Source organism: Cupriavidus sp. 2TAF22 (genome assembly GCF_052115045.1).
Taxonomy (GTDB): domain Bacteria; phylum Pseudomonadota; class Gammaproteobacteria; order Burkholderiales; family Burkholderiaceae; genus Cupriavidus.
Genome location: NZ_JBFRFX010000005.1, coordinates 168,065 through 189,276 on the forward strand (window position 1 = coordinate 168,065; position 21,212 = coordinate 189,276).

Consider the following 21,212-nt stretch of genomic DNA (forward strand, 5'->3'; position numbering starts at 1 on the left):
CGAAGGGACGGCTGAAAAAAGAAGGGCGCCAACTTTGGCGCCCAGTTAGCGTCAGGCTGCGACAGAATCGGTGACGAAGGCGGGCGGCGCCGGCGTGCCCGCCGAGACGGTGAGCACGTCGTAGCCGGTCTCGGTCACCAGGATGGTGTGCTCCCACTGGGCCGACAGGCTGCGGTCGCGCGTCTTGACGGTCCAGTGGTCGGGCATGGTGCGGATGTCGCGCTTGCCGGCGTTGACCATCGGCTCGATGGTGAAGATCATGCCGGCCTGGATTTCCATGCCGGTGCCGGGGCGGCCGTAGTGCAGGATCTGCGGGTCTTCGTGGAAATTCTTGCCGATGCCGTGGCCGCAGTATTCGCGCACCACGGTGTAGCCGGCGCCTTCCGCGTGGACCTGGATCACATGGCCGATGTCGCCGAGGCGGGCACCCGGGCGCACCTGCATGATGCCCTTCCACATGCATTCGAAGGTGACCTGGGCCAGGCGCTTGGCCAGGATCGAGCCCTCGCCGGCGATGAACATGCGGCTGGTGTCGCCGTAGTAGCCTTCCTTGGTGATGACGGTGATGTCCAGGTTGACCGCGTCGCCGGACTTGAGCACGCGATCGCCCGGGATGCCGTGGCAGATCACGTCGTTGACCGAGGTGCAGATGGCGCCGGGGAAGGGCGGATAGCCGGGCGGCGCGTAGTTCAGCGGCGCGGGCACCGTGCCCTGGACGTCGCGCATGTAGGCATGGCACAGCCGGTCGAGTTCGCCGGTGGTCACGCCGGGCTTGACGAAGGGCGTGATGTAATCGAGGACTTCGGAGGCCAGCCGGCACGCTACCCGCATCTGGGCGATATCGTCGGCGTTCTTGATATGGATGCTCATGCTGCTCGCAAATGTGGCGGCGAAGCCACTGGCTGCGCCTCAATTCGGGTCTGAAAGGTGAGATTATCGCACCATCGCGCCCCCACCGCAGCCAAAATGGGCTGCGCGGGCCCCTGGCGGCGATTGTCCGCCCGCGCCGGCAGCAGGGTGCGGCGAGCATCGCTTGCCGGGCCCGGCGGCGCGCCTTCCTGTCATCGCAATGCCGGGCCCCTTGAGCGAAGTGGGTTTTTGTTGCTACAATCTTGGGCTGGCTTTCTTTCGAATGTCCCTGGCACGGCGCTTTCTGCGACCTGTGTCCTCGGCGCCGCTTCGTAAAGCCTGAAGTAGCTAGAAGTAGCCAGAAATTTGAAATCGCGAGTCCGTCCATCCGGGGTGTTCCTTTTGAGGAATGTCGGGGCGGATTTCAGACCTAACCCTTTTGGAGAATTACATGTCCGTTACCATGCGCGAAATGCTGGAAGCCGGTTGCCACTTTGGCCACCAGACCCGCTTCTGGAACCCCAAGATGGCTCCGTTCATCTTCGGTCATCGCAACAAGATTCACATCATCAACCTCGAAAAGACGTTGCCGATGTTCCAGGACGCGCTGAAGTACGTGCGTCAGCTGGCAGCAAACCGCGGCACCGTGCTGTTCGTGGGCACCAAGCGCCAATCGCGCGAAATCCTGGCTGAAGAAGCAGGCCGTGCCGGCATGCCCTACGTCGACGCCCGCTGGCTCGGCGGCATGCTGACCAACTTCAAGACCGTCAAGATCTCGATCAAGCGCCTCAAGGACATGGAAGCCGCCAAGGAAGCCGGCGCGCTGGAAACCATGAGCAAGAAGGAAGCGCTGATGTTCGAGCGCGAAATGGACAAGCTGCAGAAGTCCATCGGCGGCATCAAGGACATGGGCGGCGTGCCTGACGCGATCTTCGTGGTGGACGTCGGCTACCACAAGATCGCCGTGACCGAAGCCAACAAGCTGGGCGTGCCCGTGATCGGCGTGGTCGATACCAACCACTCGCCCGAAGGCATCGACTACGTGATCCCCGGCAACGACGACTCGAGCAAGGCCGTGGCCCTGTACGTGCGCGGCGTGGCTGACGCGATCCTGGAAGGCCGCGCCAACGCGGTGCAGGACGTGGTGGAAGCCGCTCGCGGCGGCGACGATTTCGTCGAAGTCGAAGAAGCCTGAGGCTTGTTGCCGAAAGGATCCCCGCACGCGCACCCAAGCAGCTGACCATCGACGCTAGCCGACCGGCCCGGAGCCGGTGTTGCGCGCAGCCGGGGCTTTCCGGCAGACAAGGGGGCGGATGTTACGCCCCCTTTTTTTGAATTGTTGTCATCCGCCACGGGCATGATCTGTCGCGGGTGAAGTTGAGCATACCTCCGGCCCGGGCCCGCCAGACCCACGCGGGGCAGGCCGGTGCGAACCAACCAAGGAGTGACAAATGGCGGCAATTACCGCAAGCATGGTGGCAGAGCTGCGCGCGAAGACCGACGCGCCGATGATGGAATGCAAGAAGGCCCTGACCGAGGCCGACGGCGACCTGGAAAAGGCTGAAGAGCTGCTGCGCGTCAAGCTCGGCAACAAGGCCAGCAAGGCCGCTTCGCGCGTGACCGCCGAAGGCGTGGTCGTGTCCTTCATCGACGGCACCACCGGCGCACTGGTCGAACTGAACTGCGAAACCGACTTCGTGTCGAAGAACGATGACTTCCTCGCCTTCTCGGCCAAGGTCGCCGAGCTGGTCGCCAAGCAGAACCCGGCCGACGTGGCCGCCCTGTCGGCGCTGGAAATCGACGGCGTGACCGTGGAAGCCACCCGTACCGCGCTGATCGGCAAGATCGGCGAGAACCTGGCGATCCGCCGCTTCAAGCGCTACGCCGACGGCGGCAAGCTGGCAGCCTACCTGCACGGCACCCGCATCGGCGTGATGGTCGAGTTCGACGGCGACGAAGTGGCCGCCAAGGACGTGGCCATGCACGTGGCCGCGATGAAGCCGGTGTCGCTGTCGTCGGCCGACGTGCCGGCGGAGCTGATCGCCAAGGAGCGCAGCATCGCCGAGCAGAAGGCTGCCGAATCGGGCAAGCCGGCCGAGATCGTCGCCAAGATGGTGGACGGTTCGGTGCAGAAGTACCTGAAGGAAGTGTCGCTGCTGAACCAGACCTTCGTGAAGAACGACAAGCAGACCGTCGAGCAGATGCTCAAGGCTGCCAACACCGCGGTCAAGGGTTTCACCCTGTACGTGGTCGGCGAAGGCATCGAGAAGAAGCAGGACGATTTCGCCGCCGAAGTGGCCGCCCAGGTGGCAGCCGCCCAGAAGGCCTGAAGTCCTGGCGGCCAGTCCCGCGCCCGGTAGGGCGCAAACAGGCCGCCGTATAATGCCGAGGGGCACCGCGAGGTGCCCCTCGGCACAAATGGTGTCCGTGCCGCGCTTTGCCGCGCCGCGCGGCCGTCATAGCCCGTTTCCGCAGTCGTCTGCCTGCGCGCCCGCCGCGCCAGCCAGGCCACCCCGAAAACCGGCTTTCCTGGCGGCGGCGCCGTTTCGTGCCGCTGCTTTCAAGCTCGCAATCAAATACGCGGCTCAAAAGAACGAGCCGCTCCATCTCCGGGAATCAATATGCCTGCCTATAAGCGCGTCCTACTGAAATTGTCCGGCGAAGCCCTGATGGGCGACGATGCCTTCGGCATCAACCGTTCCACCATCGAGGGCATGGTCAACGACATTGCCGAGATCGTGAAGCTCGGCGTACAGGTCGCGGTGGTGATCGGCGGCGGCAACATCTTCCGCGGCGTGGCCGGCGGTGCCGCGGGCATGGACCGCGCCACGGCCGACTACATGGGCATGCTGGCCACGATGATGAACGCGCTGGCCCTGCAGGACGCCATGCGCCATGCCAATATCGAAGGCCGCGTGCAGTCCGCGCTGCGCATGGACCAGGTGGTCGAGCCCTATATCCGCCCGCGCGCCATCCGCCAGCTCGAAGAGGGCAAGGTGGTGATCTTCGCCGCCGGCACCGGCAACCCGTTCTTTACCACGGACACCGCCGCGGCCCTGCGCGGCGCGGAAATCGGTGCCGAGATCGTGCTCAAGGCGACCAAGGTGGACGGTGTCTATACCGCCGACCCCAAGAAGGACCCGAGCGCCACGCGCTACACCACGATTTCGTTCGACGAGGCCATCTCGCGCAACCTGCAGGTGATGGACGCCACCGCGTTCGCCCTGTGCCGCGACCAGAAGCTGCCGATCAAGGTTTTCTCGATCGTCAAGCCGGGCGCGCTCAGGCACGTCATCATGGGCGAGGACGAAGGCACGCTGGTGCACGTATAAGCGCATCGCCCGGCGCCGTGGGCCGGACGCCACCCGGCAGGGTGGCGCGGGTCGCGGCAAAGAGTAGAATGATTCATTTTCGACCCCGGTATCCGGGGTCATGGTTACCCGTTTCTCCCGGAGGTAAAAATGAGCGTCGCCGACACCAAGAAGAGCGTCGAGCAGAAGATGCAGAAGACCATTGATGCGTTCAAGGCCGATCTGGCCAAGATTCGCACTGGTCGCGCCCATACTGGTCTGCTCGATCACGTACAGGTCGATTACTACGGCTCGCCGGTGCCGATCAGCCAGGTGGCCAACGTCGGCCTGGCAGATTCCCGCACCATCAGCGTGCAGCCGTGGGAAAAGAAGATGGTAGGCGCGATCGAGAAAGCGATCCGCGATGCCGACCTCGGCCTGAATCCGTCCACCATGGGCGAGACCATCCGCGTGCCGATGCCCATGCTGACCGAAGAGCGCCGCAAGGAGCTGACCAAGGTCGTCAAGGGCGAGGCCGAAGGCGCCAAGGTCGCCGTGCGCAATCTGCGTCGCGATGCCAACGAGCAGTTCAAGAAGCTGGTCAAGGACAAGGCCATCTCCGAGGACGACGAGCGCCGCGGGCAGGACGAAGTCCAGAAGCTGACCGACAAGTTCGTCGCCGAGATCGAACGGATGGTCGCCGAGAAGGACAAGGAGATCATGACGGTGTGAGGCACGGGGTGGCGGCTTGCCAGCTGTCGCCCTGTCCGGTACCGTTTCTCATCATGCATCACATCAGTTCCACGCTCGGCGTCCCCGATTCCACCTATGTGCCCCGCCACGTTGCCATCATCATGGATGGCAACGGCCGCTGGGCGACCCAGCGGCACCTGCCGCGCGTTGCCGGCCACAGCCGTGGCCTGGATGCAGTCCGGGCGGTGGTCGAGGCGTGCGCGGCGCGGGGCGTGCAGTACCTGACCCTGTTCGCCTTCAGTTCGGAGAACTGGCGCCGTCCGGCCGACGAGGTCTCGTTCCTGATGCGGCTGTTCATGACCGCCCTGCGCCGCGAGGTGATCAAGATGCACGCCAACAATATCCGCGTGCGCGTGGTTGGCGACCTGGCCCGCTTCAGCCCGCGCATCCAGCAACTGATCACCGATGCCGAGGCGCGCACCGCCGGCAACTCCGGCCTGACCGTGACCATCGCCGCCAACTATGGCGGGCGCTGGGACCTGCTGCAGGCCATGCGCAAGATGCTGCAACGCTCTCCGATGCTCGATCCGGATTCGGTCGACGAATCCGTGCTGGCGCCGCACCTGGCCATGTCGTACGCGCCGGAGCCGGACCTGTTCATCCGCACTGGCGGCGAGCAGCGCATCAGCAATTTCCTGCTGTGGCAGCTGGCGTACTCGGAGCTCTATTTCACCGACGTTTTCTGGCCGGATTTCGACTCCGCGGAACTGGACAAGGCCTTTGCCTCGTACCGGCAGCGCGAACGCCGCTTCGGCCGCACCAGCGCGCAGGTAGTGGCGCCGTCCGGGCTTTCGGGCACCGCCTGAAGCTGTTTCCAGCTGTTTTCCATTACTCCGGGATCCTCCCAGCGCATGCTCCTTACCCGTGTCATCACCGCCGTATGCCTGTTGCTGCTGATCCTGCCGATCCTGTTCCTGGCGCCGCCGTCGGCGCTGGCCGGCCTGGTGGCGGTGATCGTGCTGCTGGCGGGCTGGGAGTTCGGGCGCCTGGTCGGGCTGCGCGGATTCTGGCCTTACGCCTATGCCGTGGCCTGCCTGCTGGCGCTGATTGCCTGGCATGAGGCGCCCGGGCGCGATGCGCTGACCCTGTTGCTGCAGATCGGCGTGGCCTGCTGGGGCGTGGCGCTGGTGCTGCTGGCGCGCGGCGTGCGCCGCGCCACCCCGGGCTTCACGGCGCTGGGCGTCGTGCTCGGACTGTTCATGCTGCCAGCCTTCGGCCAGGCCACCCTGGTCCTGCGCGAGCTGGGCATCGGCGTGCTGTTGTCGGTGGCGGTGCTGGTCTGGGCGGCCGATATCGGCGCCTATTTCGTCGGCAAGGCCATCGGGCGGCGCAAGCTTGCGCCCGCCATCAGCCCGGGCAAGTCCTGGGAGGGTGCGCTCGGCGGCTGGGTGCTGGCGCTGGCGATTTCGCTCGCGCTGGCCGCCACACACGCATTTTCGCCGACCTGGTACTCGCGCCTGGCCGACCACGGCGGCGTGGTGATCGTGGCGCTGCTGGCCACGCTGCTGGTGATCGCCAGCGTGGTGGGCGACCTGTTCGAGTCGCTGCTCAAGCGCCAGGTCGGCATGAAGGACAGCAGCCGGCTGCTGCCTGGCCATGGCGGCGTGCTCGATCGCATCGACGCGCTGCTGCCCGTTTTCCCGTTGGCCGCTTTGCTGGCCACCTATCTTTGAGTTGATCTGATATGCGTCGTATTACCGTCCTGGGTGCCACCGGCTCGATCGGGGACAGCACGCTTGATGTGATCAAGCGCCACCCCGAGCGCTACGTCGTGCACGCGCTGACGGCGCATCGGCAAGTGGACAAGATGGCAGCCCTGTGCCGCGAGTTCCGCCCGGCGCATGCCGTGATGGGCTCCGCCGAGGCCGCCGCCGGACTGCAGGCACTGCTGCGCGCCGATGGCGTCAAGACCGAGGTCGGCTACGGCGAGGCCGCGCTGGAAGCGGTTGCCACCGATGCGGCCGTGGACGCGGTAATGGCCGCCATTGTCGGCGCGGCAGGCCTGCGTCCCTCGCTGGCCGCGGCGCGCGCCGGCAAGCGCGTGCTGCTGGCCAACAAGGAAGCGCTGGTCATGTCCGGGCGCATCTTCATGGATGCCGTGCGCGAAAATGGCGCCACGCTGCTGCCCATCGACAGCGAGCACAACGCCATCTTCCAGTGCCTTCCGGCCGATGACCCGCGCTACCGCGCGGGCGTGGCCAAGGTGGTGCTGACGGCTTCGGGCGGCCCGTTCCGCACGCGCGACCCGGCCACGCTGCACGACATCTCGCCCGACGAGGCCTGCGCCCACCCGAACTGGGTGATGGGGCGCAAGATCTCGGTCGACTCCGCCACCATGATGAACAAGGGGCTCGAGGTCATCGAGGCGCACTGGCTGTTCGCCGCGCCGGCCGACCGCATCGAGGTGCTGATCCACCCGCAGAGCATCGTGCATTCGATGGTGTCGTACGCCGACGGCTCGGTGCTGGCCCAGCTTGGCAACCCCGACATGCGCACGCCGATCGCGTACGGCATGGCGTATCCCGAGCGCATTGATGCCGGCGTTTCGCCGCTGAACCTGGCCACTGCCGGCGCGCTTACCTTCGAAACCCCGGATCTCACGCGTTTCCCGTGCCTGGGCCTGGCGTTCGACGCGCTGCGCGCGGGCGGGCTGGCGCCGGCGACCCTGAATGCCGCGAACGAAGTCGCGGTCGAGGCATTCCTGCAGGGCAAGGTCCGCTTTACGGACATCGCGCGCATCGTGGCCGGCGTGCTCGAACGGACCGCGGGCGGCAGCGCCGACGCGCTGGAAGCCGTGCTGGGCGCGGACCAGGAGGCACGCCGCCGCGCGGCCGAGCTGCTGGAAAACCGGGGCGCATCCTGAGTTTGGCGGGGCTGTTGCCGGGATCGGCGACAATAGCGGCGAGCCGGCTGTTGCCGGCCGCTGCCGGCCGCCACCGGACAGCGGGATGCGGGGCCACGGGCCCGGCGTATCCTTTATGCCATCGGGGCGGCCAGCCCCTGACGACAAGCTGCCTGCCATGCAAACCGTAATCGCCTTTGTCGTTGCCCTGTGCATCTTGATCTATTTCCATGAAATGGGTCACTACCTTGCCGCGCGCCTGTGCGGCGTCAAGGTGCTGCGTTTCTCGATCGGCTTCGGCCGGCCGCTGCTGCGCTGGGTATCCAGGGGCCGCGACCGTACCGAGTGGACCATCGCCGCAATTCCGCTCGGCGGCTACGTCAAGATGCTCGACGAGCGCGAGCGCGATCCCGAGCGAGACCCCGCCATCGATCCCGCCGACTTGCCGCGCGCCTTCAACCGGCAGCCGGTAGGCAAGCGCTTTGCCATCGTGGCGGCCGGGCCGCTGGCCAACTTCGCGCTGGCGGTGGTGCTGTATTTCGTGCTGTTCGCGGGTGGCATGCGCGAGGCCGCGCCCGTCGTGGCCGCGCCGCCGGCCGGCACGGCGGCGGCCCAGGCAGGCCTGCGCGAGGGCGACCGCATCCTGTCGCTGCAGGCCAATGGCGAGACCGAGCGCGTGCGCTCCTGGAACGACCTGCGCATGGCGGTGTTCGCCCAGGGTTTTGGCGATGCCAGCGCGGTGCTGCGCGTGCGCGCGCCGGACGGCGCCGAGCGCGACGTCCGGCTGGCGCGCCTGCCCAATACCGGCGGCAATCCCGAGGAAGACCCGCTCGCCATCCTGGGCCTGGCGCTCAAGGGCGGCCCGGTCACGATCACCGAAGTCCTGCCGGATTCCGCCGCGCAGCGCGCCGGCTTGCGCAAGGACGACCGCGTGGTGGCATGGCAAGGCAAGCCGCTGACCCAGGCGGGCGAGCTGATCCGCGGGGTGCGGGCGCGACCCGGGGCCGAGGTCACGCTGGGTATCGAGCGGGGCGGCCAGCGCATCGACGTGCCGGTCAAGCTCGATGCCGTGCCGGCCCCGGACGGCGCCAGCGCCGGCGCCGCGGCCACCGGCAAGCTCGGCGCGGCGCTGAGCCAGGCGGTGGAAATGGAGACCGTGCGCTACCAGCCGGCCGAGGCAATGACCCGTTCGATCGGGCAGGTCTGGACCACCAGCGCGCTGTCGCTCAAGCTGCTCGGCAAGATGCTGGTGGGGCAGGCGTCGCTGCAGAACCTGAGCGGGCCGCTGACCGTGGCGGACTACGCCGGGCGTGCCGCCAACCTCGGCTGGCAGCCCTTTGTGGGCTTCCTGGCGCTGGTCAGCGTCAGCCTCGGTGTGTTGAATTTGTTACCTATTCCGGTATTGGATGGGGGGCATTTGCTGTATTATTGCGTTGAATTTTTGACTGGCAGGCCCGTACCAGACCACTGGCAGGCTGTGCTGCAGAAGGTCGGCATCGCCTGCGTCTTGCTCCTGACTTCGCTCGCCTTGTTCAACGACGTCAGCCGGCTGTTTCTTGCGCGCGGCTAGACGTAGGTTGCCGGCAGCGGCATGCGGGTGTCACCGACACCTCGCGCCGCACGCCGACAAGGCGCAGCCCCGTGAAGCATCGGAGCGCAATCCTGCATGGAATCAAAGAGGGGATCAAGATTGATCAGACATAAGCGCATCTCGCTGGGCTTGCTGGCGAGTGCCATCATCGCGGCCTGGACCCCAGTCAGTTGGGCCGCGGAGCCATTCGTAGTCAAGGATATCCGTGTCGAAGGCCTGCAGCGCGTGGAGCCCGGCACAGTATTCGGCTACCTGCCGGTCAAGGTCGGCGAGACCTTCAGCGACGACAAGGGCGCGGAAGCGATTCGCGCGCTCTACAATACCGGCTTCTTCAAGGATGTCCAGATCCGTTCCGAGGACGGCGTGCTGGTGGTCCAGGTCGAAGAGCGACCGGCCATCTCCCAGCTCGAGTTCGTCGGCATCAAGGAATTCGACAAGGACACCCTGCGCCGCTCCCTGCGCGCGGTCGGCGTGGCCGAAGCCCGCTATTACGACAAGGCGCTGATCGACAAGGCAGAGCAGGAGCTCAAGCGCCAGTACGTGGCGCGCGGCTACTACGCGGCCGACGTCCAGACCACGATCACCCCGGTTGACCGCAATCGCGTGTCGGTGGTGTTCAATGTGGACGAAGGCCCGGTGGCCAAGATCCGCCAGATCAATATCGTCGGCAACAAGGCATTCAAGGAAAGCACGCTGCGCGATGAAATGCAGCTGTCGACCCCGAACTGGCTGTCCTGGTACACCAAGAACGACCTCTATTCCAAGCAGAAGCTCACCGCCGACCTGGAAGCGCTGCGTTCGTACTACCTGAACCGCGGCTACCTCGAGTTCGCCATCGAGTCCACCCAGGTCTCGATCACGCCGGACAAGAAGGACATCTTCCTGACGCTGAACATCAAGGAAGGCGACCAGTACAAGGTGTCCGACGTGCGCCTGGCGGGCGAGCTGCTCGGCAAGCAGGCCGAGATGGAAAAGCTGCTCAAGCTGCAGAAGGGCGAGATCTTCTCGTCCGAGAAGCTGACCCAGAGCACCAAGGCCATCACCGACCTGCTGGGCACCTACGGCTACGCCTTCACCACCATCAACCCGCAACCGCAGATCGACAAGGAAAAGCGCGAAGTCGCGCTGACGCTGATGGTCGATCCGGGCCGCCGCGTATACGTGCGCCGCGTCAACGTGGTGGGCAACAGCAAGACCCGCGACGAAGTGGTGCGCCGCGAGATGCGCCAGATGGAAAGCTCGTGGTTCGACAGCGAGAAGCTGACGCAATCGCAGGCCCGTATCAACCGCACCGGCTATTTCACCGACACCAACATCACCACCGAGGACGTGGCCGGCGCGCCCGACCAGGTCGATGTGAACGTCAACGTGACCGAGAAGCCGACCGGCCAGATCAGCCTGGGCCTGGGCTTCTCCTCCACGGACAAGCTGGTGCTGCAGGCCGGCCTGCGCCAGGACAACGTGTTCGGCTCCGGTACCAGCCTGGGCCTGGACGTGAACACCGCCAAGTCCTTCCGCACGATCTCGCTGACGCAGTACGACCCGTACTTCACGGTGGACGGCATCAGCCGCTCGACCGACGTGTTCTACCGTACGTCCCGCCCGCTGTACTACACCGGCGACCAGGACTACAAGATCGTGTCGATGGGCGGTGGCTTCAAGTTCGGCGTGCCGTTCTCGGAAACCGACACCGTGTTCTTCGGCATCGGCTACGAGCGCTCGCAGGTGTACACCTCGGTCAATACGCCGAGCCAGTACACGGCATGGCTACAGAAGGTGGGCAAGAGCAGCGGCGACCCGATCAACAACTTCCCGTTCACGATCGGCTGGGCGCGCGACCGCCGCGACAGCGCGCTGGTGCCGACCAAGGGCCCCTACACCCAGGCCAACGTCGAAATCGGCGTGCCCGGCGGCGATACGCAGTACTATCGCGCCAGCGTCCAGCAGCAGTACTTCTACCCGCTGTCCAAGGCCTTCACGCTGGCCTTCAACGGCGAAGTGGCCTATGGCCACGGCTACGGCAACACGCCGTTCCCGGTGTTCAAGAACTTCTACGCCGGTGGTATCGGCTCGGTGCGCGGCTACCAGACCAGCACGCTGGGCAAGAAGGACCAGAACGGCAACCCGGTGGGCGGCGCGTCCAAGATGATCGGCAACGTGGAATTCATCTTCCCGCTGCCGGGCTCGGGCGTGGACCGCACGCTGCGCCTGTTTACCTTCTTCGACTTCGGTAACGTGTACGAGGAAGGCGCGCCGCTGCTGTTCAGCCAGCTGAAGTATTCGACTGGCGTGGGCATGTCCTGGCTGTCGCCGATCGGTCCGCTCAAGGTCAGCGTGGGCTTCCCGCTGAAGAAGGCCGAGGACGACAAGGTCCAGCGCTTCCAGTTCCAGATCGGTACTGCGTTCTGATAGCGGAAAGACAGGAAAGAGACAGGAAAGAGGATTGAGGATCCGATTCATGAAAACAACGTTCCCACTGATCAAGAGCCTGGCCGCCGTGGCGCTGACGGCCGGCGCGCTGCTGGCCGCCGTTCCGGCCATGGCGCAGGAAGCCCGCATCGCGGCCGTCAATTCCGAACGCATCCTGCGCGACTCGGTGCCCCCCAAGCAGGCCCAGGTCAAGCTGGAGCAGGAATTCTCCAAGCGCGACCGCGAACTGCAGGACATGGCCCAGAAGATCAAGGGCATCGCGGACAAGCTCGACAAGGACACCGCCGTGCTGGCCGACGCCGACCGCCAGCGCCGCCAGCGCGAAGTGGCCGACCTCGACCGCGAGTTCCAGCGCAAGCAGCGCGAGTTCCGCGAGGACCTGAACCAGCGCCGCAATGAAGAACTGGCGCAGGTGCTCGAGCGCGCCAACCGCGTGATCCGCCAGCTCGCCGAGCAGCGCAAGTACGACCTGATCGTGCAGGAAGCCGTGTACGTCAATCCGCGCATCGACATTACCGACGATGTGATGAAGGCGCTGAACGCCGGCAGCAAGTAAGCCGGCTGACCGCTTCGTCATCCAAGTCGCTCCCGTCGTTCAAGGAAGTACTGCCATGCAAACACCCACACTGGGTCAGCTCGCCACCGAGACCGGCGCGCAGGTTGTGGGTGATCCCGACCTCGCCGTGCGCGGCCTCGCGCCGCTCGACCAGGCCGGTCCCGACCAGCTCTCGTTTCTCTCCAATCCCCTGTATCTGCCGCAGGCGCTGGCGTCGCACGCCGGCGCCGTGATCGTCTCGGCAGCCGATCTCGAGCGCATCCGCGCCGAAGGGCAGGCCGACGGCCGCAACTGGCTGGTGGCGCGCAATCCCTACGTGTGCTTTGCCCGCATCGCGCAGGGCTTCGAGCGCCGCGCCAACACGGACCACCGCACCGGCATCGATCCGCGCGCCAGCGTGGCGCCCGACGCCGTGGTGCCGCCGTCGTGCTTCATCGGTCCCAATGTGGTGATCGAGAGCGGCGCGCGCCTGGGCGAGCGGGTGCGCATCCTTGCCAACGGTTTTGTCGGCTCGGGCGCGGAGATTGGCGACGACACGCTGATCTATGCCAATGTCTCGGTCTATCACCATTGCGTGGTCGGAATGAGATGCATACTGCACAGCGGCGTGGTGCTGGGCGCCGACGGCTTTGGCTTCGCGCCCGATATCGGGCCGGCGGGGGTGGAGTACGTCAAGATTCCCCAGACCGGCCGTGCCGTGCTGGGCAACGACGTAGAGGTCGGCGCCAATACCGCGATCGACCGCGGCGCCATGGCCGACACCGTCATCGAGGACGGCTGCAAGCTCGACAACCAGGTGCAGATCGCCCATAACGTAAGGGTGGGCGCGCATACTGTGATCGCGGGCTGCGCGGCCATCGCCGGCAGCACCAAGGTGGGCCGTTTCTGCGTGATCGGCGGGTCGGCCAATTTTGCCGGCCACCTGAACATTGCCGATCGCACCACGGTATCGGGCGGCACTTCGATCACCAAATCCATAACCAAGCCAGGCGGCCATTTCACCAGCGTGTTTCCTTTCCTGCCGCACGGCGACTGGGAGCGCAACGCAGCCATCGTGCGGGGGCTCACCAAGCTGCGCGAGCGCGTGGTGCAGCTCGAGAAACGCCTGCGTGGCCAGGCCGGCAATCCTACACAGCAAAACGAAGAGAAATCATCATGACCGCAGCCGATATTGATATCCAGAAGATCCTCAAGCTGCTGCCGCACCGCTACCCGATCCTGCTGGTGGACCGCGTGCTCGAGCTCGAGCCGCAGAAGCGCATCAAGACGCTGAAGAACGTCTCGATCAACGAACCCTACTTCCAGGGCCATTTTCCCGGCCATCCCGTGATGCCGGGCGTGATGATCCTGGAAGCGCTGGCGCAGTCGGCCGGCCTGCTGACCTTCGGCGCCGAGATGGAGCGCAAGGAAGGCTCGCTGTACTACTTCGTCGGCATCGACGGCGCGCGCTTCAAGCAGGTGGTCACGCCGGGCGACCAGCTGCACATGACCGTTTCGGTCGAGCGCTATATCCGCGGCATCTGGAAGTTCAAGGCGTTCGCCACGGTGGACGACAAGGTGGCTTGCGAAGCTGAGCTGATGTGTACCGTCAAGCAGGCCGAATGACGCCGGGCCGCTGAAGCGGCCTGCGCCACGCTCGCGCCGGCATTGCCCGGCGGACGTGCGCACCGCTCGCGGCCGGGGCATCGCAGCATCGGCACTTTGTATTGACCGTACCTTCTCTTCTCCTCAGACCATAGGACAGGACGCATGACGCAAATCCATCCCAGCGCACTGGTCGACCCCAAGGCCGAACTCGCCGCCGACGTGACCGTCGGGCCGTTCTCGATCATTGGTCCCGACGTGCGTCTCGGCAGCGGCACCCAGGTGGGCGCGCATACCACCGTCGAAGGCCATACCACCGTGGGCGCGGACAACCGCATCGGGCCCTACGCTTCGGTCGGCGGCATGCCGCAGGACATGAAGTACCGCAACGAGCCGACGCGCCTGGTGATTGGCGACCGCAACACCATCCGCGAATTCACCACCATCCATACCGGCACGGTGCAGGACCAGGGCGTGACCAGCATCGGCGACGACAACTGGATCATGGCCTATGTGCATATCGCGCATGACTGCCAGGTGGGCAACCATACGGTGTTCTCCAGCAACGCGCAGATCGCCGGCCACGTGCAGGTGGGCGACTGGGCCATCCTCGGCGGCATGAGCGGGGTGCACCAGTTCGTGCGCATCGGTGCCCATGCCATGCTGGGCGGCGCCTCGGCGCTGGTGCAGGACCTGCCGCCGTTCGTGATCGCCGCCGGCGACAAGGGCGGCAACAAGGCCACGCCCCACGGCATCAACGTCGAAGGCATGCGCCGTCGTGGCTTCGATGCCGCGCAGATCGCGGCGCTGCGCCAGGCCTACAAGGTGCTCTACAAGTCCGACCTGAGCTTCGAGGCCGCGCGCATCGAGATCGCGCAACTGATCGCCCAGGCCGACGGCAGCGCGAGCGTGCCGTTGCAGGGCTTCCTGGACTTCATTGCCGCCACTCAGCGCGGCATTGTGCGCTGAACCCGGTCAACGCCATGGTCGACGGTGTCCTACCGGCCACGGATGCTGCCCCGGACGTAGCGGGCACGGCGCACGAGAACAAGCGCGGCACGGTTGCCATGGTCGCCGGCGAGAATTCCGGTGACCTGCTTGCCTCGCTGCTGATGGGCGGGCTCAAGGCGCGCCTCGGCGAGACCGTGCGCTACGCCGGCATCGGCGGCTCGCGCATGATGGCCCAGGGGTTCGAATCGCAATGGCCGATGGAAACGCTGTCGGTCAATGGCTATGTGGAGGTGCTGGGCTCGCTGCGCGAGATCCTGGCCACGCGCCGCGCGATCCGCGACTCGCTGCTGGCGCGGCCGCCGCTGTGCTTTATCGGCGTGGATGCGCCGGATTTCAATTTCGGGCTGGAAGTGCCGCTGCGCCGTGCCGGCATCCCGGTGGTGCACTTTGTCAGCCCGTCGATCTGGGCCTGGCGCGGCGGGCGCATCCGCACCATCGCGCGCGCCGTGGACCATATCCTGTGCCTGTTCCCGTTCGAGCCTGAGATCTATGCCAGGGCCGGCATTCCCGCCACCTACGTGGGACATCCGCTGGCCGACGTGATCCCGATGGTGCCCGATACCGAAGGCGCGCGCGCGCGGCTGGGCCTGCCCGCCGCAAGCCGCGTGGTGGCGGTGCTGCCGGGCAGCCGGCAGTCCGAGGTGCGCAACCTCGGGCCGACGTTCTTCGGCGCCATGGCGCGCATGCACGACATGGACGGCAACCTGGCCTTCGTGCTGCCGGCCGCCAGCGCGTCGCTGCGCGAGATCGTCGAAGAGCTGCACCGGCAATTCCCGCAGATCCCGCTCACCATCGTCGATGGCCAGTCGCATCTCGCCATGGAAGCCGCCGACGTGATCCTGCTGGCGAGCGGCACCGCCACGCTGGAAGCGGCGCTGTACAAGAAGCCGATGGTGATCTCGTACAAGGTGCCCTGGCTGACAGCGCAGATCATGAAGCGCCAGGGCTACCTGCCGTACGTGGGGCTGCCCAATATCCTGTCGGGCCGTTTTGTCGTGCCCGAGCTGCTGCAGGACGACGCCACGCCCGAGGCGCTGGCGCGCGAGACCCTGCTGCAGCTCAACGACGAAGGCAATACCGCGTTCCTGCGCGAACATTTCACCCAGATGCACCAGACCCTCAAGCGCAATACCGCCGAGATCGCCTCGGCCGTGGTGGCGGACCTGATCCGCCAACGGAGGGGCGTGTAATGGCGCGCCGACAGTCCGCCCGGGCCATGCAGGCCGATGCCGCCCAGCTTGGTTTCGACCTGACCCCGGCCGCCGCGCAGGCCCGCCGCCTGTGCGGCGTCGACGAGGCGGGCAGGGGGCCGCTGGCCGGGCCGGTCTATGCCGCCGCGGTCATCCTCGATCCCGCCCGGCCCATCGACGGCCTGGCCGACTCCAAGGTGCTGACGGCGCGCCGCCGCGAGGAACTGTTCGAGCAGATCCGCGAACGCGCGCTGGGCTGGCATATCGCCTTTGCGTCGGTGGAGGAAATCGACACCATCAACATCCTGCACGCCACCATGCTGGCCATGCAGCGCGCGGTGCATGGCCTGGCCGACGGCGGCCTCGAGCCGGACCTGGTGCAGGTGGACGGCAACCGCTGCCCGCAGGTGCGCTTCGCGGTGGAGGCCATCGTCAAGGGCGATGCCAAGGTGCAGGCGATCTCGGCGGCGTCGATCCTCGCCAAGGTCGCGCGCGACCGCGAGCTGCTCACGCTGCATGCGTCGTATCCGCAGTACGGCTTCGATGCCCATGCGGGCTACGGCACGCCGCAGCACCTGGCCGCGCTGGCGGAGTTCGGCGCCACGCCGCACCACCGGCGCTCATTCGCGCCCGTGCGCGAGGCAATCGCGCGGGGACCCATCGCGCCGGCACCCGCGTCGGCGTGGGACGCATCGGCGGAGCAGGCATCGTGAAACACGTCACTTCGCGCGAGAACGCGCTGTTCAAGCATCTCAAGGCGCTGACCACCTCGACGCATGCGCGCCGCAAGGCGGGGCAGTCGGTGCTGGATGGCGTGCACCTGGCGCAGGCCTACCTGGCCGCGCTGGGCCAGCCGGTGCAGTGCGTGGTGTCGGAGCGGCACTACGACCATGCGGAGGTCGCACCGCTGCTGGCGCAGGTCGCGCCCGAGCGCGTGGTGCTGCTGGCCGATGCGTTGTTCGAGCAGATTGCCGGCGTGGTCAACGGTATCGACCTGATGCTGGTGATCGATACGCCGTCCGGCCACCTGCCGTCGCGCATCGACACCGACTGCGTCATCCTCGACGGTGTGCAGGACGCCGGCAATGTCGGCTCCATCCTGCGCAGCGCGGCCGCGGCCGGCATCGGCCATGCCTTCCTGGTGACCGGCAGCGCCTTCGCCTGGTCAGCCAAGACCCTGCGTGCGGCCATGGGCGCGAATTTTCACCTGAATATCGTCGAGCATTGCACGCTCGAGATGCTGGCGCCGCGCCTGGCCGTGCCGCTGCTGGCCACCTCGTCGCACGCTCAGGCCGCGGTGTACGACACCGACCTGCGTGCGCCGGTCGGCTGGGTGGTGGGCAACGAGGGCAGCGGCGTGAGCCGGGAATGGATGGCCAGGGTCGACCGTACCGTGGGCATCCCGCAGCCGGGCGGGCTGGAGTCGCTCAACGTGGCGGCAGCCACGGCGATCTGCCTGTTCGAGGCCGTGCGCCAGCGGCGGCCGGGCGGCTGAGCCTGTTCCTGCCGCCGGCCCCGCCGCCGGCGCTCCCGATCAGTAGTTGCTGTCGCGCTCCACCTTGATCTCCTGCAGGATCGTGGTGGCGATCTCTTCGATCGACTTGTGGGTGGACGACAGCCACTTGATGCCTTCGCGGCGCATCATCGCCTCGGCCTCGTTGACCTCGTAGCGGCAGTTTTCCAGCGCGGCGTACTTGCTGCCCGGGCGCCGCTCGTTGCGGATCTCGGCCAGCCGCTGCGGGTTGATCGACAGCCCGAAGATCTTCGGCTTGAACGCGTACAGCGCCGTCGGCAGCTTGCCGCGCTCGAAATCGTCGGGGATCAGCGGGTAGTTGGCGGCCTTCAGGCCGTACTGCATCGCCAGGTAGAGGCTGGTCGGGGTCTTGCCGCTGCGCGACACGCCCACCAGGATCACATCGGCCTCGGCCAGGTTCTTGTGCGACTGGCCATCATCGTGCGCGAGCGAGAAATTGATCGCCTCGATGCGGTTCTGGTAGGCCTCGGTGTCCGCGTTCTGGTGGAAGCGGCCGATCGCGTGCGTGGACTTGAGCCCCAGTTCTTTTTCCAGCGGCTCGATGAAGGTCTGGAACATGTCCAGGATCATGGCCTTGGCGCGGCGGATCGCCTTGTTCGACTCCTGGTTGACCAGGGTGGTGAAGACGATGGGCGGCGCGCCTTCGGCGTAGAAGGCCTCGTTGATCTTGCCTACCGCGATATGTGCCTTCTCCGGGGTGTCCACGAACGGCATGCGCACCTTGCGAAAGCGCATCTCGAACTGGGCCAGGATGGAGTGGCTGAAGGTTTCCGCGGTGATGCCGGTGCCATCGGAGACGATAAAAACCGTACGGATGGCAGGGCGCTCCTCTTTGCGCGGTTCCTGGGATTGCTGCGGCTCAAGGGGCGCGGCGGGAGCGGCGGGCTGGGACATGTCTGTACAATTATTTTTTGAAACCGTGCTCCGCGAAAGTGCGGAGCGGCACGGTAGAATAGCGGCGATCTTTTCGCTAAGCAATTCCGCCAGCGCTGTCGGGGCAACGATCCGGCCACGGATTGTCGACAATGTGCGCTGCAGCAATCACGGTCGAACTCCGGTCCCCACCGAGGGTGGGAATGCGCGGGACTGTTTAGCCAAGCGATCCGTCCGGTAGCAGAACTCCAACAAGATTCCGGGCGTCAGCAACAGGTTTCTTACTTTGTTTTTGAGGCTTTTATGAACAACCCGGCAATTGACGGCGCCTATGTGCTGCCGTTCGAGCAGTTGCGCAAGGAAGATGTGGAAACCGTGGGGGGCAAGAACTCGTCGCTGGGCGAGATGATCTCCCAGCTGGCCGAGGCCGGCGTGCGCGTTCCCGGCGGCTTTGCCACCACCTCGCTCGCGTTCCGTGACTTCCTCACCCACAACAACCTCACCCAGCGCATTTCCGATCGCCTCAAGGCCCTCGACGTCGACGACGTCAAGGCACTGGCCGAGGCCGGCGCCGAGATCCGCGACTGGGTCGTCAAGGCCCCGTTCCAGCCCCGTCTCGAGCAGGAAGTCCGCGAGTTCTACGCCCGTGCCGAAGAGCGCGAAGGCGCCGAAGCCTCGTTCGCGGTGCGCTCGTCGGCCACCGCCGAAGACCTGCCCGACGCCTCGTTCGCCGGCCAGCAGGAGTCCTACCTGAACGTCAGCGGCATCGACGACGTGCTGGACAAGATCCGCCACGTGTTCGCTTCGCTGTACAACGACCGCGCCATTTCCTACCGCGTGCACAAGGGCTTTGCCCATGACGTGGTGGCGCTGTCGGCCGGCGTGCAGCGCATGGTGCGCTCGGACGTGGGCGCTTCCGGCGTCATGTTCACCATCGACACCGAGTCGGGCTTCCAGGAAGTGGTCTTCATCACTTCCAGCTACGGCCTGGGCGAAACCGTGGTGCAGGGCGCGGTCAACCCCGACGAGTTCTACGTCTTCAAGCCCACGCTGGAAGCCGGCAAGTACCCGATCATCCGCCGCTCGATCGGCTCCAAGCTGATCAAGATGGAATTCACCGCGCCGGGCGAAGCCGGCCGCGTGAAGACCGTGGACGTGCCCATCGAACTGCGCAACCGCTACTCGATCACCGACGCGGACGTGGCCGAGCTGGCCAAGTACGCCGTCATCATCGAGAAGCACTACGGCCGCCCGATGGACATCGAATGGGGCCGCGACGGCCGCGACGGCAAGATCTACATCCTGCAGGCGCGCCCGGAGACCGTGAAGAGCCAGTCCGCCGGCAAGGCCGAGCAGCGCTTCAAGCTCAAGGGCACGGCACCCGTGCTGACCAGCGGCCGCGCGATCGGCCAGAAGATCGGCACCGGCCGCGTGCGCGTGATCAACGACCCGGCGGAAATGGAACGCGTGCAGCCCGGCGACGTGCTGGTCGCCGACATGACCGACCCCAACTGGGAGCCGGTGATGAAGCGCGCGGCTGCCATCGTCACCAACCGCGGTGGCCGTACCTGCCACGCTGCCATCATCGCGCGCGAACTGGGCGTGCCGGCCGTGGTCGGCTGCGCCGATGCCACCGACGTGCTCAAGGACGGCACGCTGGTGACGGTGTCGTGCGCCGAGGGCGATGAAGGCCGTATCTACGACGGCCTGCTCGAGACCGAGGTCACGGAAGTGCAGCGCGGCGAAATGCCGGAAATCGACGTCAAGATCATGATGAACGTCGGCAACCCGCAACTGGCCTTCGACTTCTGCCAGATCCCGAACCAGGGCGTGGGCCTGGCCCGCCTCGAGTTCATCATCAACAACAATATCGGCGTCCACCCGAAGGCCATCCTCGACTACCCGCAGGTCGACGCTGACCTGAAGAAGGCCGTGGAAAGCGTGGCCCGCGGCCACGCCAGCCCGCGCGCGTTCTACGTCGACAAGCTGGCCGAAGGCATCGCCACCATCGGCGCGGCGTTCTACCCGAAGCCCGTCATCGTGCGCCTGTCGGACTTCAAGTCCAACGAGTACAAGAAGCTGATCGGCGGTTCGCGCTACGAGCCGGACGAGGAAAACCCGATGCTGGGCTTCCGCGGCGCCTCGCGCTACATCTCCGAAGACTTCGCCGAAGCCTTCGAGATGGAATGCAAGGCCATGAAGCGCGTGCGCGACGACATGGGCCTGACCAATGTCGAGATCATGGTGCCGTTCGTGCGCACGCTCGGCCAGGCCGAGAAGGTGATCGAGCTGCTGGCCAAGCACGGCCTGAAGCGCGGCGAGAACGGCCTGCGTATCATCATGATGTGCGAAGTGCCGTCCAACGCCATCCTGGCCGAGGAATTCCTGCAGTTCTTCGACGGTTTCTCGATCGGCTCGAACGACCTGACCCAGCTCACGCTGGGCCTGGACCGCGACTCCGGCATGGAACTGCTGGCCAAGGACTTCGACGAACGCGACCCGGCGGTCAAGTTCATGCTGTCGCGCGCGATCTCCACCGCGCTGCGCCTGGACAAGTACGTCGGCATCTGCGGCCAGGGTCCTTCGGATCACCCGGACTTTGCCGAGTGGCTGGCCAAGGAAGGCATCAAGTCGATCTCGCTGAACCCGGACTCGGTCATCGATACCTGGAAGCAACTGGCTTCCTGAGGCATTTGAAGTCACAATAGC

18 protein-coding genes and 1 pseudogene are annotated in these 21,212 nt (G+C 66.1%); 17 read left to right on the plus strand and 2 right to left on the minus strand.

What is annotated here, in order from left to right:
• Positions 1–51: 51 nt before the first annotated feature.
• A pseudogene (map, locus tag AB4Z48_RS08505) lies at positions 52–873 on the minus strand (type I methionyl aminopeptidase); the annotation flags it as partial.
• Between the two features lie 427 nt (positions 874–1,300).
• Between map and rpsB the strand changes: the two are divergent.
• The 16 genes from rpsB to AB4Z48_RS08585 all read left to right on the plus strand — a co-directional run bounded on the left by rpsB (position 1,301) and on the right by AB4Z48_RS08585 (position 17,591).
• Positions 1,301–2,044 (plus strand): 30S ribosomal protein S2, encoded by a 744-nt coding sequence (gene rpsB / locus AB4Z48_RS08510; protein WP_017228767.1) that lies wholly within the window; start codon positions 1,301–1,303, stop codon positions 2,042–2,044.
• A gap of 256 nt (positions 2,045–2,300) precedes the next feature.
• Positions 2,301–3,179 (plus strand): translation elongation factor Ts, encoded by an 879-nt coding sequence (tsf, locus tag AB4Z48_RS08515; RefSeq protein ID WP_441613473.1) that lies wholly within the window; start codon positions 2,301–2,303, stop codon positions 3,177–3,179.
• A 291-nt stretch (positions 3,180–3,470) separates the two neighbouring features.
• Positions 3,471–4,181, plus strand: a complete 711-nt coding sequence (gene pyrH, locus AB4Z48_RS08520; RefSeq protein WP_441613475.1) for a UMP kinase — start codon at positions 3,471–3,473, stop codon at positions 4,179–4,181.
• Positions 4,182–4,310: 129 nt separating this feature from the next.
• A complete protein-coding gene (frr, locus tag AB4Z48_RS08525; protein WP_441613476.1) occupies positions 4,311–4,871 on the plus strand; it encodes a ribosome recycling factor in 561 nt (186 codons plus the stop codon).
• Positions 4,872–4,924: 53 nt separating this feature from the next.
• Positions 4,925–5,698 carry an isoprenyl transferase gene (locus AB4Z48_RS08530; protein WP_441613477.1) on the plus strand — a complete coding sequence of 258 codons (774 nt, stop codon included), beginning with the start codon at positions 4,925–4,927 and terminating at the stop codon, positions 5,696–5,698.
• Positions 5,699–5,743: 45 nt separating this feature from the next.
• Positions 5,744–6,565, plus strand: coding sequence for a phosphatidate cytidylyltransferase (locus AB4Z48_RS08535; protein WP_441613478.1), 822 nt, complete (start codon positions 5,744–5,746; stop codon positions 6,563–6,565).
• Between the two features lie 11 nt (positions 6,566–6,576).
• Positions 6,577–7,755, plus strand: a complete 1,179-nt coding sequence (gene ispC, locus AB4Z48_RS08540) for a 1-deoxy-D-xylulose-5-phosphate reductoisomerase (RefSeq protein WP_441613479.1) — start codon at positions 6,577–6,579, stop codon at positions 7,753–7,755.
• 157 nt (positions 7,756–7,912) lie between these two features.
• Positions 7,913–9,304, plus strand: coding sequence for an RIP metalloprotease RseP (gene rseP, locus AB4Z48_RS08545; RefSeq protein ID WP_441613480.1), 1,392 nt, complete (start codon positions 7,913–7,915; stop codon positions 9,302–9,304).
• A 96-nt stretch (positions 9,305–9,400) separates the two neighbouring features.
• Positions 9,401–11,734 carry an outer membrane protein assembly factor BamA gene (gene bamA, locus AB4Z48_RS08550; protein WP_441613481.1) on the plus strand — a complete coding sequence of 778 codons (2,334 nt, stop codon included), beginning with the start codon at positions 9,401–9,403 and terminating at the stop codon, positions 11,732–11,734.
• A 49-nt stretch (positions 11,735–11,783) separates the two neighbouring features.
• Entirely contained in the window at positions 11,784–12,311 is a 528-nt protein-coding gene (locus AB4Z48_RS08555) for an OmpH family outer membrane protein (RefSeq protein ID WP_441613482.1), read from the plus strand.
• Positions 12,312–12,366: 55 nt separating this feature from the next.
• A complete protein-coding gene (lpxD, locus tag AB4Z48_RS08560) occupies positions 12,367–13,470 on the plus strand; it encodes a UDP-3-O-(3-hydroxymyristoyl)glucosamine N-acyltransferase (RefSeq protein WP_441613483.1) in 1,104 nt (367 codons plus the stop codon).
• Entirely contained in the window at positions 13,467–13,916 is a 450-nt protein-coding gene (fabZ, locus tag AB4Z48_RS08565; protein WP_441613484.1) for a 3-hydroxyacyl-ACP dehydratase FabZ, read from the plus strand. The genes lpxD and fabZ overlap by 4 nt, the downstream gene beginning before the upstream one ends.
• Before the next feature lie 144 nt (positions 13,917–14,060).
• Positions 14,061–14,864 (plus strand): acyl-ACP--UDP-N-acetylglucosamine O-acyltransferase, encoded by an 804-nt coding sequence (gene lpxA, locus AB4Z48_RS08570; RefSeq protein ID WP_441613485.1) that lies wholly within the window; start codon positions 14,061–14,063, stop codon positions 14,862–14,864.
• 14 nt (positions 14,865–14,878) lie between these two features.
• A complete protein-coding gene (gene lpxB / locus AB4Z48_RS08575; RefSeq protein ID WP_441613486.1) occupies positions 14,879–16,096 on the plus strand; it encodes a lipid-A-disaccharide synthase in 1,218 nt (405 codons plus the stop codon).
• Positions 16,096–16,809 (plus strand): ribonuclease HII, encoded by a 714-nt coding sequence (gene rnhB / locus AB4Z48_RS08580; protein WP_441613487.1) that lies wholly within the window; start codon positions 16,096–16,098, stop codon positions 16,807–16,809. The genes lpxB and rnhB overlap by 1 nt, the downstream gene beginning before the upstream one ends.
• On the plus strand, positions 16,806–17,591 hold the full coding sequence (locus AB4Z48_RS08585) for a TrmH family RNA methyltransferase (protein ID WP_441613488.1): 786 nt from the start codon (positions 16,806–16,808) through the stop codon (positions 17,589–17,591). The genes rnhB and AB4Z48_RS08585 overlap by 4 nt, the downstream gene beginning before the upstream one ends.
• Positions 17,592–17,630: 39 nt before the next feature.
• On the opposite strand, the gene ppsR is transcribed toward AB4Z48_RS08585, so the two are convergent.
• On the minus strand, positions 17,631–18,524 hold the full coding sequence (gene ppsR / locus AB4Z48_RS08590) for a posphoenolpyruvate synthetase regulatory kinase/phosphorylase PpsR (protein WP_441613489.1): 894 nt from the start codon (positions 18,522–18,524) through the stop codon (positions 17,631–17,633).
• Positions 18,525–18,806: 282 nt separating this feature from the next.
• Between ppsR and ppsA the strand changes: the two genes are divergently transcribed.
• Positions 18,807–21,191 carry a phosphoenolpyruvate synthase gene (gene ppsA, locus AB4Z48_RS08595; RefSeq protein ID WP_441613490.1) on the plus strand — a complete coding sequence of 795 codons (2,385 nt, stop codon included), beginning with the start codon at positions 18,807–18,809 and terminating at the stop codon, positions 21,189–21,191.
• Positions 21,192–21,212: the final 21 nt, after the last annotated feature.